Raw genomic sequence first — 16,810 nt, 5'->3', positions numbered from 1 at the left:
GTTTTAAGACCTAAATAGAATATTTTTTAATTCCTGCTGCTAGTCTAATCGGTGTTTCCATCGTCGATGGGTCCAAAAATAATATTCTGGAGCCTCTAGGATTTGCTGTTCGATTGCCCTTAGGTATTTAGTGGTAAGTTCATAATTAGGAACTGATTTTGAATCATCACTAATCGGGACTAAAGTACATTCATAAAAACCTCTTTTTACCTTAGTCACTTTGGCGTAAAGCACATTTAAATTGTATTTTTTAGCTAATGTTTCTGCCCCAGTATGCACAGGCACGCGGATTCCCATAAAACGGTCATCATAAAATACTTTATGTAACATAGGAGATTGATCGCTAGGAATACCATAAATCGACAGGATTTGGTTTCTTTGGTTATTAGCAATTAAAGGAATGGTCTCGTTGTTTACCACCAAGGTTGTATTGTACTTCGATCGTATTTTTTTTACCAGTCGATCAAAATATTTATTGTTGACTTTTTTATAGACAGCAACTCCTTGAAAGCGAACTTTTTTGTTCAACACCACTAACCATTCCCAACTCGCATAATGCGAAACCAGCAGCATAATACTTTTGCCTTTTAACTCGTACTCTTGTACTAAGTCTAAATTAGTAATGACAAATCGTTTATTGATTTCTTTTGATGAAATACTCATTGTTTTTACCATTTCTAAAAATAGATCACAAAAATGGTGATACGACTTTTTTTCTACTTCAAGTCGTTCCTTTTCAGTAAGATGTGGTAAGGTCATGGCCAAATTATTCCGAACTACTTTTTTACGATAACCAAATACGGTGTAGATTAAAAAGTACAAGCAGTCGGATACAGCATACAATATTCGGAAGGGTAATATTGAAATTATCCACAGAAAAGGATAGACTAATAGGTAAACAATAAATTGCATTCTGAATTTTTTACAAAGATAAGCCAAAATTGATTAGCGCATTAAAGGCTGCTACTCCTAAAAGATAACAAACAGAATTACTACCTTTACATTTCACAGTAAATTAAATGTATGAATACTATTTTGATTGCGATTATAGTTGCCAATGTGCTCGTTAGCTATAAAGGTTTTAATGATATTTCTTTTTTCAGAAAATACGAATTTCATATGGGAAGCGTACGAGCAGGAGATCAAATCCGAATTTTATCATCGGGCTTTCTGCATGCTGATTTTGGACATTTGATTTTTAATATGATTACTTTGTATTTTTTTGCTCCTGTCGTAATCGCTTACCTAGGAAGTATTTCGTTTTTAATTATTTATTTCGGAAGTTTGATTTTTGGAAGTTTACTAACGATTGTTTTCCACAAAAATGATTACAACTATCGAGCTATTGGAGCATCAGGTGCCGTGACAGGCGTTCTCTATTCGGCCATACTTTTGCAACCGGACATGATGCTTGGAATCTTCTTTATTATTCCAATGCCTGCTTACGTTTTTGGTATTCTGTATTTATTGTATTCGATTTACGGAATGAAAGCTAAAAATGATAACATCGGTCACACGGCTCATTTTGGTGGTGCTATTGGTGGTTACATCATAACTTTGGCTACCAGCCCGCATTTATTAGTAGATAACACAATGATGGTTTTGTTACTAACGTTCCCAATAGTCGTATTATTTATTATGGCGAAAATGGGTAAAATTTAGTGGCACAGCTTTTGAATACATAGTTTAAAACTATTAAAAAAGTACAGAAAATGAAAAAAGCACTATTAGTTCTCTCGCTATTGATAATGGCAGTTTCATACGGTCAAGAGGTAAAACAAATTCCCCAAATCAATGTTAACGGTGAAGGTAAAATTAAAGTGGTTCCGGATCAAGCCACTATTACTGCAACAGTAGATACCAAAGGGAATAATGCTAAGGACGTAAAAAGGCAAAATGATAAGCAAATCGACTTAGTGTTGAAATTGATTAAAAAAATGAATTTGGCTCCTGCCGATTATAAAACGAAGCGCGTTTCATTGAATCCGATTTATGATTATGAAAAAAAGAAAACTACGTATAATGCTACGCAAACCATCGAAATTCTGCTAAGAGATTTATCCAAATATGATGAGTTAATGGAAGGTCTTGTAGATGAAGGCATCAATAAAGTAGACAATGTCGTTTTTCAGTCTTCAAAATTAGAAGAATACCAGTCCGAAGCGAGAAAAATGGCAATGAAAGATGCTAAACAAAAAGCAAATGACTACGTATCGGTTTTAGGGCAGAAAGTCGGTAAGGCCTTGACCATATCTGACAATTCACAAACGTATTATCCGCAACCTATGTATGCAGAAATGCGTATGACCAAGAGTAACGACGATGCTCCTAAGGAAACCCTAGCTGTTGGTGAAATCAATATTGTGGCTAACGTTAGTGTTAGTTTTGTCTTAGAATAACAATTGTAAAACAATAAAAACAGAAACTCATTGTCACTAGACAGTGAGTTTTTTTTATGTGATGAAGTACGGTTTTTGTGTACTACAGCAATTTGTAGCAAAGAAAAACCCTCCAATAAACTAGTTAGTAGAGGGTTGATTATTAAATTCTATTTTTATTTTAGCAACATCCGCCACCGTTATAGTGGTAGGTACTTTCGCTAATATAAATGTCACTTCTGTTTAAAGCAGCCAGAGCAGCAGCAGTTTTATCGCAAACAGCTAATGGTTGGTTTTTTAATAAAGTATGACCGTTTTTATCATCAAAAAAAGTTTCTTTACCGTAGTAAATAGCCGCTTTTCCTGTAAAGACGCAAGGACCATCAGCTGGCATAGCATCTTTAATAGCACAAACTTCGATACTTTCAATAAAGATTAGTTCGTCTGTAGGATAATTTTCGGTATCTAAAATTCGGTACGGACGACGTCCTCTAATTTCAATAGTACCAAAACCTACATCGGTTAACGCTTTTATATAATCCGCAATTGGAATACTTCCGCTTAAGCAAAGTGCACGCAAGTGATCATCATTACGCAAGGCTTCGTTCATTTCTTGCTCACAAGTAGGATCACTCATTACTAAGCGTCCACCTGGTTTTAAAACGCGGTACATTTCTTGCAATGCCTTTTTTAAATCTTCGGTTTTAAAAATGTTGAACAAGCAGTTTTGAGCAGCAATATCAATACTTTCATTTTCGATAGGCAAGTTAAGCGCATCTCCTTTTTTCAGTTCGACAAATTCGCTTTTGAACCATTCATTTTGCTCTTCGGCAACTAAGAAGTTTTTGCGTGAAGCTTCTAACATTTCATCCACTACATCCACACCTACAACACCTCCTTTTTGACGAGAGAAGTATGCAAATTGTAATAATTCCATTCCACCACCAACACCTACATATAGTACTTTAGGGTTGTTGATTAGATCTTGTGCTGAGATTGTACTTCCGCAACCGTAGTTCATTTCTTGCATGATCATAGGTATTTCCAAACCTGGGAATTTCCAGATTGGAGTAGTGGTACAGCACAATCCAACATCGGGAGTTAAGGCTGCATTTTTGTACAAATCGTTTGTTGCATCTAAATAGCTCATTTTTTTGGTTTTTTAAATTAATATATTGTTATAGTTGGCTTACTAAAGCCTTGAATAGGATAATCATTTTTGGTTCTGCTTCGCCAGCAATAGCGATAATCTCGGGAATATTAACCGGTTTTAAGTTTTCAGGATCACATTCGTCAGTAAGGACAGAGACCGCGATTACTGGAAGTTGTAAATGATTGGCTACAATCACCTCTGGCACCGTACTCATTCCTACAGCGTCTGCTCCAATAATTTTTAAATAACGGTATTCCGCTCTCGTTTCTAATTGTGGTCCTACTACTGAGGCATAAATTCCTTTGTGTAAAGTAATAGCATTTGCTTTGGCTATTGCCAACATTTTATCGTTTAAAACAGCATCATAAGGAGCGCACATATCCGTGAAACGCTCGCCAAAATCCGAAACATTTTTGAACGCTAGGGGAGAACCTCCTTGTAGATTGATGTGATCATCTAATAACATTAAATCACCTTTTTTATAGGATAAATTAATAGCGCCTGCTGCATTAGAAACTAATAAACTAGTAATTCCAAGTGCTTTTAAAACACGAACTGGAAACGTAATTTCTTGTAGCGTATAGCCTTCATACAAATGAAAACGCCCTTGCATGATGATTGTCTTTTTTCCTTCTAAAGTTCCATATAGCAATTTCCCCGAATGAAATTCTACCGTTGAAACGGGAAAGTTGGGAATATCACTGTAATTAACGGCTACTTCTAGCTCTAAATGGTCGACTAATTGTCCTAATCCTGTACCTAGAACGATCCCAACTTGTGGGTTAGTAAATCCTTCTTCTTGTAAAAAAGCTACGGTTGTATGTATTGTTTCTTCTGTCATTAGTTGGTGTATTTGTTAAAAAAAGGAATGTTTTTTATGTCTTCGTAAGTATCTATATCATTTTTTTCTTCAAGTAAATGGTAGTTTAAACTGGCTATATCCAGCAAGGTATCTTTTAAAACAGTATCCGTTCCCCATTCTTTGTTCTTAAATATATTATCAGGAATATTTTTCATTCCAAGTAGGTAGTAACCACCGTCTTCGGCAGGACCTATAACAACATCATTATGGTCTAGTTTTTGCATCGCCTTATCAATATCAGCACTTTCCAGCGCAATTAAATCGGAACCAATAATGACAATTTTCTCGTAACCAGCATCAAATCCACCTTGAAAAGCGTTGTGCATTCTTTCCCCTAAATCTGCTCCAACCTGCAATTTTTTCTGAAAAGCAGTTGCCTCCCACATGTCGTCATGATTAATCGCAACGGAATATAAAACTTGTCGGTCATAGGATGTTTCTAAAGCTACTTTTTTAGTATGTTCTAATAGTTGTATGTAAATTTCTAAAGCATTTTCATCGCCTATGGTAGCCGCCAAACGAGTTTTGACCTTACCTAGTTCCGGGTTGCGAGTAAATATCAGAATTAAATTTTTGTTCATCTTACAATTGTATTTGTTGTCCTTGCCTATGCAATTCTATTTATTTCATTGCGTGCACAGTTTATTTTCTTAAGTCTTTATTATGTAATTAAGAACAAGTTGTCTTTACAAAAAAACAGAATACTTCTCCCTATTTTTGAAGCCAAGTCCAACCACATTCTGTGTTAAAAGCAAATTCATAATCTGTCATTAATTTATAACTAAGAGCATTCAGGTAAATAAACCTCGCATGAAAATGAATTGAGGGCGCTTTTATTACATATCGATTACTGTGCTATCCATCCTAGTTTCTGAATAGGTTATACCCAATAGAATTAGCTAGTTTAGATATTCTTGAATTGTTATTACACCACTGTTTCTATTGTTGAAATCAGAAATAGTAACGAGTTAGATCGCCAAGCAGGGAGAGCCTTTGTTGGAATATTCAGAATGAAATAAATAGGATGTAGGTTGTTCTAAAGCAGCTCGTACTGCTCGGGCTTGTGATAGAATAAGTAGGAATAATTGAAATAACTTTTGATAAACTGCTTTAAAGTTGCAGAAAAGTATTTTGAGATCTTCAATTGAATCAAGGTCCCGAAGTCGCTCTAAATAGCAAGTTTTAAAGCCATTGACCTTGCATAACTTCAATAATGCTCCGTTTAAATTTTGGCTTTGCCAAGGTAAATTCAAAAATAGCTGTTCATCAAAATGTTGCTTTTTGATTCCTAAAAGGTAAAAACCACCATCAACTGATGAACCTATCACAAGGTCATTTGTTACCAATTTTTGGTACGCATTGCTAATGTGATGCTGTGTTAGCTTGGGCGAGTCATTACCAATAGCAATTACAGAATCGTATTTTAAATCGTAAATAGCTTGTATAGCATTTGTAAAGCGTTCGCCAAACGTGTTTCCTATTTGTTCTTTTTCGGAAATAATAAAATAAGGCAATTTACTTTTTTTAGCTAAGGCTAACATACGTTGGTTTAATGACTCAAAAACTTCTTTCGAATGAAAAAACGGTTTTACAGTTGCCTCATGCTCGGCAGAGTAGGCAAATAGTAATATCGCTGTTTTTGAATCTATCATATAAATATTAAGCTACAACTCCTTGACAACTACTTCCAGCTCCCGCAGTACAGCCATAGCAATGTTGCGAAACGATAATATTTCGATCTGTCAATTCGGCTTCATTAAAACTAGAAATATGCTTCGATTTCGATGCTACTTTTAAATCCAACATTTGATTAAAATCACAATCATACAACCAACCGTCCCAACTTACCGATACCGTGTTGGTACACATTACATTAGCAACGGCGGCAGGATTATAAGCTTCCACTAGCGAATACATATAATCTTCGTAATTGTCTGAAGCGATTAGGTAATCTAAAAATCGAGAAATAGGTAAATTAGTAATGGCAAAAAGATTATGAAATTGAATATCAAAATCTTCTTTTAACGCTTTTTTAAAGTCTTTTTCTAACGAAAACTGGTCACCAGGTAAGAAGGCACCTGATGGATTGTAAACCAAGTCTAATTTTAGACTACTTCCTGGCATTCCATATCCTACGGCGTTTAATTCTTGTAAAGCTTTAATTGATTTATCAAAAACACCGTCACCTCTTTGAATATCCGTTTTACCTTTTGTCCAGTGCGGCATAGAACTAACGACGTGAATATTGTATTTTTTAAAAAACTCAGGCAAGTCGTAATATTTTTTATTCGCTCTAATAATAGTTAGGTTGGAACGAACAATAAAATCTTTAACTCCAATTTTAAAGGCTTCTTCAACGAACCATCTAAAATTAGGGTTCATCTCAGGAGCACCACCAGTTAAGTCTAAAGTAGTGACCTCAGTCGTTTTTAAAACATCAAGTATCTGTTGCATGGTTTCAATAGTCATTATTTCTTTTCGATCAGGACCTGCATCTACGTGACAGTGTGCACACACTTGGTTACACATATAACCCACATTAATTTGTAGGATTTCAATTTTCTTGGGACGAAGAGGGAATTGATTTGTTTTTTTTATTTTGGCAGCAAACGTATCTAAAGAACCATCTTTAAAAATTCCGTTTGATAATATGTCTAACTGTTTTTCAGTATTAGATAAAGGGCTATCAGTAGCCTGAAGCGATTTTAACATAGTGTTTTAATTTTTCAATTTTAGTTTTGAACTCACTTTTTTGCGCCGTTTATTAACGCAAAAAACAACTAGTAAATCTATATACGAAAAAACTACATGGATAGTTTGTTGTATTTGTTCATCATTTGTACTCCATGTACTAAAGCAGCACCTCCTTTTATAGCGGCAGTAACATGAACTGCTTCCATCATTTCTTCTTTAGTAATTCCTCTTTTTAAACCGTCACCGGTGTAAGCATCAATGCAATACGGACATTGAACGGCATGAGAAACAGCTAACGCAATAAGTGATTTTTCGCGTGCAGAAAGGCTTCCTTCTTGGAAAACTTTACCGTAGTATTCAAAGAAACTATTTCCTAAATCTTCACTCCATTCCACTATTTTACCAAATTTTTTTAAATCTGCTGGGTCGTAATATGTTTTTTCCATTTTTATTTTTTTATGATATAACTAGATTTTTTACTTATTGTTAATTTCAATGGTTAACTGCAATTGAAAAATAGGGTACTTTTTAAGCCGGTGCTAACTCCCATAATGCTAAAATGATTTCAATGCGGCGTCACCATTACGCAACTAAGATACTGTTTTTTTGATATTTTTGATTTCAATAATTATTTTAAAGTATTCGTTTACCTAACCTTAACAATTGTTTTACATACGAGCTGTAGTTGGTTTTGGATTAGAAAAACAGAGGATAATTATTCTAATTAGCGCTGAATTGCCTGCTGTATTAGAATAAAAACGAAAGGACTTTACAGCAATAGAAAAAGAACTTAGAAATGCAGCTGCCCTATAGTTAGTGTAATGATAGGAGTTTATCACTGTTTTTAGCGAAATAAAAATAACTACAAATAATATAGTTTATTTATCATTTTTGTAAGTTGGAGTAGTATTTTAAAAATAAATTATAAATAGTCTTCGATTAATTGTTTTATTTGAAGATTAAATTTTTCTCCTCCGTAGTCAGCAAATCCTTGATGGTGCATCCTTACTATTCCGTTTTTGTCTACAACTACTGTCGTAGGTAAGGCACCAGAATAAATTTCTTTTGGCAACTGAGATGTAGCTTGAAAAATAGGTAAAGAGTATTTTTTTTTGTCTAAAAACTGCTTTCCAATTTCAATATGGTCGTCCATGTTAATCATTAAAAATACGATGTCCTCATTTGATTTGTATTTAGAGTACAATTTTTCAATAGAAGGAAATTCAGCAATGCATGGTGGGCACCAAGAAGCCCAAAAGTTGATAAATAGTACTTTCCCTTTTAGGTCTGCAGTATTCATTTTATTGCCTTCATAATCTCTAAAATCAAAATGATTGCGGACCGCATTGTCTGTGGAATTAATAGATGAAATTTCAGCATCGAAAAGTCCAGTAAACATCAATTGCTTAATCAGAAAAGATTTTGCATCAGGACTAAATAGGAGCACTGCCATTAGAACTACAAATAGAATTGTCGAAAGGTGTTTTTTAATCATTTTTAAATTAAGTAATCCACTTGTTTTATTCTCTTGGTTGCTATTTTCGATCATTGATTTATATGTTTTGTTTTGGTGTACTGTGAATTTGCCACCAAACTAAATGAATTAAAGCTAAAGGTATCAACTTGGATTTACTTTATGCAAAAAATTAACGTAACTCTAACCCAAAGGTAATTAAATCAAAATGTGAAATGCGGCAGCTTTTTGATATTGCATTTATGCTATTATAAAAAATTATGGCTGATGGTTGCCTACCATTTCATGCCACCTAAAAAAATATTAATTAATAAGCAAAATGACCTAATCCAACACCTGAGCAAGCCCACCTAGTTTGTCATTCTGCAAGAATGGCACTCACGCATTTGCAACGATCATTCGTAATCAAGGTCATTGCTAGGAGCGCGGCAATCACGAACGGTGGGTTGTTTTTTATTGAGGTGTAAATTTGATTTTAAAGGAATAATATTGGTGCTTTCTGTGGTCTAGTAACGGATTTAGTTTGCGGGCACAGAATACAATTCTGCGCTAACGAACCGCTGAAACTACAGTCATTCATATCCGAGTGAAGGCAAAGCTTATAAGCAATAGATTTTTGGCCTTTTCGATCCCAAAAATTGAATTAAAAGGAGGTGGTTTGATGGATTTTGCTAAATTGTGCACAAATTGAAAAGAGAGTCAACAACACTTTTACATTCGATTGGGGAAAAAACAATAAAAACAAGGCTTAAAATGGAAGAGTATCTACAAAAATTTAATCTATTTACCAGTCAAGAAATAACACAATTCTTAGCGTTTTGTGAATACAAAACGATAAAAAAGAATGATTTTTTCTTGCAACAAGACGAAATTTGCGACAATCTATCTTATGTGGTGTCGGGGATTTTTCGGTCATTTTATTATTCGAATGCTGACGACCAAATTACCTATTGTTTTACTTTTCAAAATAGTTTACTAATGGCGTACTCGTCGTTTATATCTGGAAACAAATCTCAGGAAAACTTGCAAGCTATTTCTGATTCTGAGATTATTTCGATCCCAAAAAGGAAGTTGGAAGAGTTAGCCAAGTCAAATACCAAATGGTTGGAATTTTTAAGAATCATTGCAGAAAAAGAGTATGTTGATCTTGAGAGTTGGATTTTCAACCATCAAAAAGATAAGGCACAGCAACGTTATTTAGATTTATTGAACAAGCAACCCAAATTAATACAAGAAATACCTTTGCATCACATTGCTTCCTATTTAGGAATTACCCAAAGGCATCTAAGCCGCATTAGGGCCAATATTACTTATTAGACAAATGTCCTAGTCCTACTCTTTACGTCCTTCATAAATTTGCATATAATTTTAAAACAAAAAATATATGAAAACGATAATCTTAATTGGAGCAAACGGAAAAATGGGACAAGCAGCATTAAGCGGCTTAGGAAAACATAAAGTAATCACTGCAGGACGTTCGGCTGCTGATTACGATTTTCAAGTAGACATCACAAGTATGGCATCTTTGAAAAACACAATAAAATTTAATTATTAATTAAGTATTATGTTTTTCTATAAAAATGGTTAATTTTGGCCATTGAGATGAAAAATTTAAAGCATTTTATAGTCACTCTTTTTATCACTTTGATTCTATTATTCAAAGTGGCGGGCTTGCATGCGCTCAGTCACGAGTCAAATGATACTGATATTGAGCACTGTCAAATTTGTGATATTGTAACTGCGGCCAATTTTACTCCGCTTCTACAAACAAAGGCTATTGATTTTCCTCAATTTGAATCTTTCCCTACTGTAAAGGAACAATCTACCAATACAGTTTACGTTGTTTATAACAACCAGCATCTCGACAACTTCCTCTTTACTAGACCACCTCCACAATTCCTATAGTCCGTTTTTAAATGATTTTAGCTTACTTATACCACAGCTATGTCCAATTTATGCGTTTTTGCCTCTGTAGCTTTAGTTAATTTTTAAGCTCAGTAGGTTAATAATGCTATACTTACTAGTTACCATAAAACGGTCTTCACACTCTCAACAGTAGATTCTTCTACACAATTGCGGCTACAATTTATTGTGTACACCACTCGTGTATTTACAATAATATTAACTATTTACAGATATTAATTATACAATACTTATGCTTAAAGCAATCAATATAACCAAGGCTTACAATGGTAAAAGCGCCTTAAAATCAGTTTCTTTTGAAGTTTCTAAAGGAGAAATATTCTGTTTACTAGGACAAAATGGAGCTGGAAAAACAACAACAATAAATATATTTTTAGGCTTCATTAAAAAGGATGGCGGCCAAGCTTTTATTGGTGATAAGGAAGTTGGCGTAGACAACACTAATCAACTAACAGCCTACATTCCTGAAACTGTGCAATTATACGGCAACCTTAGCGGCATTGAAAACTTGAATTTCTTCAGTCGATTAGCTGGGTTTAGCTATACTACAGTCGATCTAGAAGCTTTCTTATCTAAAACTGGACTTCAGGCCGATGCACAACACAAGAGATTAGCTACCTACTCAAAAGGGATGCGCCAGAAAGTAGGTATTGCTATTGCACTTGCTAAAAATGCTGAAGTGATTTTTATGGACGAACCCACATCAGGATTGGATCCAAAGGCTACAGCAGAGTTTACTAAAATATGTAAAGAACTTGCCAGTATGGGCAAGGTGATTTTTATGGCAACGCACGATATTTTTAACGCTGTTGAGCTAGGCACCACTATCGGAATCATGAAAGAAGGGGTACTTGCTCAGCAAATTAAAGCGAGCGAAATAAATGCCAATGAATTAAATCAACTTTACTTAGACACTATTTAAAAAATGAAAAATTATTTTATACTCCTACTGACTTTTTTCGGTATTCAAGCAGCATTTGCACAAATTGAAATTACTGGAAAACTTATCAATACTCAGGGACAAGCCATCTCTGGAGCTACTATTTCTTGCTTAGATAAAGAGTCAAACAAATTAAATGGAACCAACACTCAGGAAAATGGTAGCTTTATCCTATCAATTGCTTCTACAGGAACTTACAAAATACAAATACGACATGTAGGGATGACAGATGTAATGCTACAAAAAACTTTTAATCAAGTTAATAAATACGATTTAGGTACTTTACTGCTAGAAGAAAATTTAGAACAATTACAATCTGTAGAGGTTGTAGGTAGAGTGCGAAAAGACTACAATAGCGACTATTCTTTTTCGGCCACCAAAGTAGCTATTAAAAATAGAGAACTACCGCAGGCCATAACCTCTGTAACCAAAGAATTAATAGCCGATAGGCAAGCGTTTCAATTATCTGATGCAGTAAAAACAGTTAGTAATGTCACAGCAACCGGACAGTACAACCATTTTAGTATTCGAGGAATTACGCAAACAGAAGATGGCCAAATTGTAAATGGTATGCGTACGCGACAATATTATTTTCTGCAGCCTATCACGGCACACATTGAACGCGTCGAGGTGATAAAAGGACCATCATCAGTTACTTTTTCGAGTGCTGATCCTGGCGGAACCGTAAATATGGTAACAAAAAAGCCATTGTTTGAAAAACGTAGTGAGCTATCACTAGCTACAGGTAGTTATGGAACCCTGCGCGCAACTGCAGATTTCACGGGACCATTAAACGAATCTAAAACGTTACTATACCGTTTTAATGCCGCTTTTCAAGATGCGAATTCGTTTAGAGATTTGGTCCAAAATAACGCTTTCTTGATTACACCATCATTTAGTTACATCCCTAACAAAACTACCGCTTTAAATGTAGAAATGATTTATAGTAATGGCGTAGGAAACTTAGATAGAGGGCAGCCTATTTTTGGTAATCTAAATGGGAATTTTGACCTAAAAAGCACACCTATATCTTTAAATGTAGGAGCATCTAATGATTATTTTAAATCGAAAGAGTTTATCCTAACTACCAACTTTAGCAAGAAAATTACAGACAATCTGGGATTCAACGCTACCTACATGAAGCAAACTTGGGCAGAAGATTTGGCCGAGCATAGAACAGAAAATACTGCTGCGGTAGACATCGATGGTAATAAAATTCCAACATTAGCTGCCATGCGTTATGTAGAACGCGAGCAGTTTTGGAAAACAGACAATTTTAGTGCCTTTTTAAATTTTGATGTCATTGGAAAAAAAATAACTAACAAATTTTTGGTCGGTTTTGATGGTACGCGTTGGGAAAGAACAACGGGCGGAAAACAAAATTCTGCCAGACGCTATTTAAAACTAGACGGCTCTGCTGCTAACTTTACTGTTGCTACTGCAGATCAATTTCAAACAATGGAGGTAAACGGTGTCACTGTACCGGTTCCTAATGTGCCCCACTTTGATTTAAAAAATCCAAATTCTAACGCTAGAGCCACTGATGATTATATTATTTCTGACTTTACAATTCCTGCAAATCTATCTACATCAAGTGCCATTTATTTTCAAGATCAATTTAAAATAGGGAAATTTTCAGCTTTGATAAATTTAAGGTATGAATGGTTTAAAGATATATATGATTATGAAAACAACGAACAAGAATTTACAAATCACATCCTTATTCCTCGTTTTGGTTTAACCTATGAAGTAACCAATAATATTAGCATTTATTCTACCTATTTAGAAGGGTTTCAACCGCAAACCAACACAGTATCATTATCGCCAGCAACAGAGGGTTTCTTCTGGTCAGGTTCGCCAGGTGAATTTGCTCCATTAGAAAGTAGTTTGAAAGAATTTGGAGCAAAAGGAGCGTTTTTCAATGGAAAATTAGTGATGAATTTTGCCCTGTTTGATATTACACAAAAGAATATCTTAATAGGAGACACTTTTGATGTGGAGAGTCTTACAACAAGAGGAAAACAACGAAGCAAGGGATTTGAAACCGATTTTTCGGGTTATATAACTTCAAATCTTCAAGTGGTTGCTTCCTATTCTTTTACAGATGCAGTCATTGTTGCCGATGATGATGCTTCTTTAATTGGTCTACGCGTTGGAGGTACACCAAAACACAGTGCTAACTTATGGGCGAAATACGATTTTAAAAACAATCTATTAGAGAATTTCGGTTTGGGTTTTGGTATGCAATATAGTGGTGACAAATATTCGTGGTATGCTGATCGTTTACTACTTCCTGACTACACTGTTTTTGATGGCGCTATTTATTATAAACCAAAAAGATCAGGCGTTCAAATTACTTTAAAAGGAAATAATCTATTGAATAGAACGTATTGGTTAGGTGCATTAAATACGTATCGTTTATCCCCTGGAACGCCAAGAAATGTTTTATTAAATGTCACTTACAAATTCTAGTTATGAGAACTACTGTTATTTATTTATTAGCACAGCAAGTTTGGAAGGATGCCTTTAGGTCTAAAGTGATGCTAGTTGCCTCCTCTTTAATGCTATTTTTAATTGCTTTTGCCTCATATAGTAGTTGGGAAAATTATCATGATCAAAATCTCATTCGAGAAAAAATCCAGCATGAAGTACAGGAAAGTTGGGAAAACAATCCAGATAAGCACCCGCACCGCATGTCTCACTATGGATCTTTTGCCTTTAGAATAAAACATATTCTTAGCACTTTTGATTTAGGTTTAGAAAACTTTGTGGGTAATGCTATCTTTTTAGAAGCACATAAACAAAACACCGTCAATTTCTCTGAAGCTAGCATGTCTACTGGGCTTTTACGCTTTGGAGAAGTTAGTTTGGCCATGCTATTAAAGGTAATTGTACCGCTATTACTATTCTATTTAGGCTATGCATCCATTGCTCAAGAACGCGAAGATGGAACACTAAAATTATTAATAGGACAAGGAATCAGTAGAAAAGAGATAGTATTAGGTAAATGGTTGGGATTATTAAGTTTATCAATCCTCTTTCTTTTAGCTGTTTTTATTGTTTTAGGGCTTTTAATCAGTACTGATGCACAGGGAAAGTTTGACAGTAGTGGTATACTTCGATACGCTGTCCTATTCCTATCCTATTTTCTATATTTTACTATTTTAAGTGCAATTACAATAGTAGTTTCCGCTTTTAGTGCTACTGCAAAAACAGCTCTAGTCAAACTTTTAGGAATCTGGTTGTTGTTTGTAATTATTGTGCCAAAATCGCTACAGGCTATGGGATACTATTTTTATCCTACCCCATCTAAAATAGAAATGGAAACAGCGGTGGAACATGATTTAATACGATTAGGTGACAGTCACAACCCTAATGATGCTCATTTTAAAGCTTTAAAAGATTCAGTACTTATCGCAAATAAAGTGGACGACGTGGCTGATTTACCCTTTAACTACGCTGGATTTGTTATGTCAAAAGGAGAAGCTTTAAGTTCAAAAGTCTATAAAAAGCATCAAGATGCTTTGTATAAAGTATACGGCAAGCAAAATAATTTAGAACGTTTTTCTGCTTTTATAAATCCTTACACAGCAATTAAAAATTTATCAATGGGTTTTTCTGGCACCGATTTCAACTCTTTTTTACATTTTAAAGGCGAAGCAGAAGCATACCGTTATAAAGTCACTCAAGAAATGAACAAGTTGCAAATGGATTACATTCCGAATGAAGGAAAAGAGGGTCCCAACACGCTTTCTAGTAAATACTGGAAAGATACAAAGCCATTTCAATATGCGTCTTTGAGTGTGCAAACTGTCTTCATTAACGAATTCATATCGATAATAGCGCTCCTACTGTGGACTGTCTTGGCCATGTTCGGACTTCTAAAATTATCTACTAACTTAAAAGCTATGTAAATGTATAAATTATTATTCAAATCGTTTTTTAGATCGAATATTTTCTTGGTGAGCCTTATTTTATTAATGAGCGTTGGTGTTATTAGTATTTTAATTGGTAAGCAATATTTAATCAAACAAGAAAAAAATATTGTAGCAGCACAAAAATTTCAGGAAGAAAGTATTAAAAATAATGTAGCACATCACGGTGAAGATTTAGGTTTACTACTTTATTATCTTCGTTTTACACTAATCAAGGAGCCAATAAATATTAGTGCCATTTCCATTGGCCAGAGTGACGTTAATCCGTCACTTCAAGCCGTTACTATTAGAGCTCTTGAAGGTCAAAAATACGACGCTGATTTTGAAAACCCATCTTTGTTAATGTCTGGTAATTTAGATTTAGGTTTTGTTATCATTTATTTATTTCCGTTGGTCTTGATTGCCTTGACTTTTAACCTGTACTCTGAGGAAAAAGAACTGGGAACATGGCGAATCTTAGCATCGCAAACGGCTAACAAGTCTGGATTTTTATTTAAAAAATTACTCATTAGGATTTTGTTCGTACTTGTTTTGTTGATTACGCTGTTGGTTATTGCGATTTTAGTGCTACAAATACCTTTAAATCAGAACTTTTGGGCCCTATTTCTTCAAAGCATCGCGTACTTATTGTTTTGGAGCGCTCTGTGCTTTTGGATGGTAACACTGTTAAAAAGTTCAAGTTTTAATGCTCTTGCCCTATTGTCTGTATGGGTTTTGTTAACGATTTTATTTCCAGCAATTGTAAATAATTATGTGCTGAACAAATACCAAGTTCCAGAAGCATTAGAGGCTATGGTCGAACAGCGTGATGGTTACCATGAAAAATGGGATTTAGAAAAAAATGCCACAATGGTTGGCTTCTTAGAAAAATACCCACAGTTTAAAAGCTACCCCGTTCCCGAAGATAAATTCAGTTGGATTTGGTATTATGGTATGCAATACATGGGTGATCTTGCGGCAAAAGATACTAGTGAAGAGATGACCGATAAGATTATGTCGCGTAATACAGTTAGCGAAAAAATAGCGCTTCTCATCCCCACAATGCATGCACAATTAAGCTTTAATACCTTAGCAGGAACCGATATGATTAGTCATTTAGAATTCTTAAATGCACTAGCAGTCTTCCATGAAGATTTACGATTGAGTCTTTATACAAAAATCTTTGATGCACAATCGGCTGATACAGTAGATTGGACCAAGTACGAGGCAAAATTCTACTCCACTAAGCCCCATTTTGACTGGATGTATTTAATGTTGCCAACCCTTCTCATAACATTAATTATTAGTGCGTTTGGGGTTTTAAATCTCAGGAAATTATAAATGAAAAATGGGGCTTTTGGACCATGTATTCACACTGGTACCAAAAGCTCCATTTTCACATTAAATATGTATTTGATTATGCTAACATAGTTTGTATTACGTTCCATATTAAAACTTAAAAGATTATTAGC

General features: G+C 34.7%; 17 protein-coding genes. 9 read left to right on the top strand and 8 right to left on the bottom strand.

Annotated elements, in window-relative coordinates; all coding sequences use genetic code 11:
* Window positions 1-39: 39 nt before the first annotated feature.
* Window positions 40-912, bottom strand: coding sequence for a lysophospholipid acyltransferase family protein (locus tag ACZ2G0_RS12540; RefSeq protein WP_300286571.1), 873 nt, complete (start codon window positions 910-912; stop codon window positions 40-42).
* A gap of 111 nt (window positions 913-1,023) precedes the next feature.
* Between ACZ2G0_RS12540 and ACZ2G0_RS12535 the strand changes: the two genes are divergently transcribed.
* On the top strand, window positions 1,024-1,662 hold the full coding sequence (locus ACZ2G0_RS12535; protein ID WP_470307869.1) for a rhomboid family intramembrane serine protease: 639 nt from the start codon (window positions 1,024-1,026) through the stop codon (window positions 1,660-1,662).
* Window positions 1,663-1,712: 50 nt separating this feature from the next.
* Window positions 1,713-2,399, top strand: a complete 687-nt coding sequence (locus ACZ2G0_RS12530) for an SIMPL domain-containing protein (protein ID WP_470307868.1) — start codon at window positions 1,713-1,715, stop codon at window positions 2,397-2,399.
* 160 nt (window positions 2,400-2,559) lie between these two features.
* On the opposite strand, the gene arsM is transcribed toward ACZ2G0_RS12530, so the two are convergent.
* The 7 genes from arsM to ACZ2G0_RS12495 all read right to left on the bottom strand — a co-directional run bounded on the left by arsM (window position 2,560) and on the right by ACZ2G0_RS12495 (window position 8,636).
* Window positions 2,560-3,528 carry an arsenosugar biosynthesis arsenite methyltransferase ArsM gene (gene arsM / locus ACZ2G0_RS12525; protein WP_300284709.1) on the bottom strand — a complete coding sequence of 323 codons (969 nt, stop codon included), beginning with the start codon at window positions 3,526-3,528 and terminating at the stop codon, window positions 2,560-2,562.
* 28 nt (window positions 3,529-3,556) lie between these two features.
* Window positions 3,557-4,372: a purine-nucleoside phosphorylase gene (locus ACZ2G0_RS12520; RefSeq protein WP_470307867.1), complete on the bottom strand. Its 816-nt coding sequence runs from the start codon at window positions 4,370-4,372 to the stop codon at window positions 3,557-3,559.
* A complete protein-coding gene (locus ACZ2G0_RS12515) occupies window positions 4,372-4,974 on the bottom strand; it encodes a TIGR04282 family arsenosugar biosynthesis glycosyltransferase (RefSeq protein WP_470307866.1) in 603 nt (200 codons plus the stop codon). The genes ACZ2G0_RS12520 and ACZ2G0_RS12515 overlap by 1 nt, the downstream gene beginning before the upstream one ends.
* A gap of 387 nt (window positions 4,975-5,361) precedes the next feature.
* Window positions 5,362-6,045: a TIGR04282 family arsenosugar biosynthesis glycosyltransferase gene (locus ACZ2G0_RS12510; RefSeq protein ID WP_470307865.1), complete on the bottom strand. Its 684-nt coding sequence runs from the start codon at window positions 6,043-6,045 to the stop codon at window positions 5,362-5,364.
* 7 nt (window positions 6,046-6,052) lie between these two features.
* On the bottom strand, window positions 6,053-7,105 hold the full coding sequence (arsS, locus tag ACZ2G0_RS12505; protein WP_470307864.1) for an arsenosugar biosynthesis radical SAM (seleno)protein ArsS: 1,053 nt from the start codon (window positions 7,103-7,105) through the stop codon (window positions 6,053-6,055).
* Window positions 7,106-7,197: 92 nt separating this feature from the next.
* Window positions 7,198-7,533 carry an arsenosugar biosynthesis-associated peroxidase-like protein gene (locus ACZ2G0_RS12500; RefSeq protein WP_470307863.1) on the bottom strand — a complete coding sequence of 112 codons (336 nt, stop codon included), beginning with the start codon at window positions 7,531-7,533 and terminating at the stop codon, window positions 7,198-7,200.
* A 476-nt stretch (window positions 7,534-8,009) separates the two neighbouring features.
* Window positions 8,010-8,636, bottom strand: a complete 627-nt coding sequence (locus ACZ2G0_RS12495) for a TlpA family protein disulfide reductase (protein WP_470307862.1) — start codon at window positions 8,634-8,636, stop codon at window positions 8,010-8,012.
* Between the two features lie 678 nt (window positions 8,637-9,314).
* Between ACZ2G0_RS12495 and ACZ2G0_RS12490 the strand changes: the two genes are divergently transcribed.
* The 7 genes from ACZ2G0_RS12490 (at window position 9,315) to ACZ2G0_RS12460 (ending at window position 16,679) form a co-directional block, all read left to right on the top strand.
* Complete coding sequence (locus ACZ2G0_RS12490) at window positions 9,315-9,878, top strand: Crp/Fnr family transcriptional regulator (protein WP_470307861.1); 564 nt, start codon at window positions 9,315-9,317, stop codon at window positions 9,876-9,878.
* Between the two features lie 67 nt (window positions 9,879-9,945).
* The gene (locus ACZ2G0_RS12485) at window positions 9,946-10,116 is read left to right on the top strand and encodes a hypothetical protein (protein WP_470307860.1); all 171 of its coding nucleotides are present in this window, start codon (window positions 9,946-9,948) and stop codon (window positions 10,114-10,116) included.
* Window positions 10,117-10,163: 47 nt separating this feature from the next.
* Window positions 10,164-10,466, top strand: coding sequence for a hypothetical protein (locus ACZ2G0_RS12480; protein ID WP_470307859.1), 303 nt, complete (start codon window positions 10,164-10,166; stop codon window positions 10,464-10,466).
* 250 nt (window positions 10,467-10,716) lie between these two features.
* Window positions 10,717-11,406, top strand: coding sequence for an ABC transporter ATP-binding protein (locus tag ACZ2G0_RS12475; protein ID WP_470307858.1), 690 nt, complete (start codon window positions 10,717-10,719; stop codon window positions 11,404-11,406).
* Between the two features lie 3 nt (window positions 11,407-11,409).
* The gene (locus ACZ2G0_RS12470) at window positions 11,410-13,896 is read left to right on the top strand and encodes a TonB-dependent siderophore receptor (protein ID WP_470307857.1); all 2,487 of its coding nucleotides are present in this window, start codon (window positions 11,410-11,412) and stop codon (window positions 13,894-13,896) included.
* Between the two features lie 2 nt (window positions 13,897-13,898).
* Window positions 13,899-15,338, top strand: coding sequence for a DUF3526 domain-containing protein (locus tag ACZ2G0_RS12465; protein WP_470307856.1), 1,440 nt, complete (start codon window positions 13,899-13,901; stop codon window positions 15,336-15,338).
* Window positions 15,339-16,679, top strand: coding sequence for a DUF3526 domain-containing protein (locus ACZ2G0_RS12460; protein ID WP_470307855.1), 1,341 nt, complete (start codon window positions 15,339-15,341; stop codon window positions 16,677-16,679).
* Window positions 16,680-16,810: the final 131 nt, after the last annotated feature.

The organism is Flavobacterium sp. KKT103 (genome assembly GCF_055640565.1).
This window is presented reverse-complemented; position numbering and strand designations above follow the sequence as displayed.

What these genes read in the sequence shown, in the direction of transcription:
- arsM (WP_300284709.1), bottom strand. Translation starts at nt 3,528, where the DNA reads ATGAGCTATTTAGATGCAACAAACGATTTGTACAAAAATGCAGCCTTA.
- ACZ2G0_RS12515 (WP_470307866.1), bottom strand. Translation starts at nt 4,974, where the DNA reads ATGAACAAAAATTTAATTCTGATATTTACTCGCAACCCGGAACTAGGT.
- ACZ2G0_RS12465 (WP_470307856.1), top strand. Translation starts at nt 13,899, where the DNA reads ATGAGAACTACTGTTATTTATTTATTAGCACAGCAAGTTTGGAAGGAT.
- ACZ2G0_RS12470 (WP_470307857.1), top strand. Translation starts at nt 11,410, where the DNA reads ATGAAAAATTATTTTATACTCCTACTGACTTTTTTCGGTATTCAAGCA.
- ACZ2G0_RS12510 (WP_470307865.1), bottom strand. Translation starts at nt 6,045, where the DNA reads ATGATAGATTCAAAAACAGCGATATTACTATTTGCCTACTCTGCCGAG.
- ACZ2G0_RS12460 (WP_470307855.1), top strand. Translation starts at nt 15,339, where the DNA reads ATGTATAAATTATTATTCAAATCGTTTTTTAGATCGAATATTTTCTTG.
- ACZ2G0_RS12540 (WP_300286571.1), bottom strand. Translation starts at nt 912, where the DNA reads ATGCAATTTATTGTTTACCTATTAGTCTATCCTTTTCTGTGGATAATT.
- ACZ2G0_RS12480 (WP_470307859.1), top strand. Translation starts at nt 10,164, where the DNA reads ATGAAAAATTTAAAGCATTTTATAGTCACTCTTTTTATCACTTTGATT.
- ACZ2G0_RS12535 (WP_470307869.1), top strand. Translation starts at nt 1,024, where the DNA reads ATGAATACTATTTTGATTGCGATTATAGTTGCCAATGTGCTCGTTAGC.
- ACZ2G0_RS12490 (WP_470307861.1), top strand. Translation starts at nt 9,315, where the DNA reads ATGGAAGAGTATCTACAAAAATTTAATCTATTTACCAGTCAAGAAATA.
- ACZ2G0_RS12500 (WP_470307863.1), bottom strand. Translation starts at nt 7,533, where the DNA reads ATGGAAAAAACATATTACGACCCAGCAGATTTAAAAAAATTTGGTAAA.
- ACZ2G0_RS12530 (WP_470307868.1), top strand. Translation starts at nt 1,713, where the DNA reads ATGAAAAAAGCACTATTAGTTCTCTCGCTATTGATAATGGCAGTTTCA.
- ACZ2G0_RS12495 (WP_470307862.1), bottom strand. Translation starts at nt 8,636, where the DNA reads ATGATCGAAAATAGCAACCAAGAGAATAAAACAAGTGGATTACTTAAT.
- ACZ2G0_RS12475 (WP_470307858.1), top strand. Translation starts at nt 10,717, where the DNA reads ATGCTTAAAGCAATCAATATAACCAAGGCTTACAATGGTAAAAGCGCC.
- ACZ2G0_RS12520 (WP_470307867.1), bottom strand. Translation starts at nt 4,372, where the DNA reads ATGACAGAAGAAACAATACATACAACCGTAGCTTTTTTACAAGAAGAA.
- ACZ2G0_RS12485 (WP_470307860.1), top strand. Translation starts at nt 9,946, where the DNA reads ATGAAAACGATAATCTTAATTGGAGCAAACGGAAAAATGGGACAAGCA.
- arsS (WP_470307864.1), bottom strand. Translation starts at nt 7,105, where the DNA reads ATGTTAAAATCGCTTCAGGCTACTGATAGCCCTTTATCTAATACTGAA.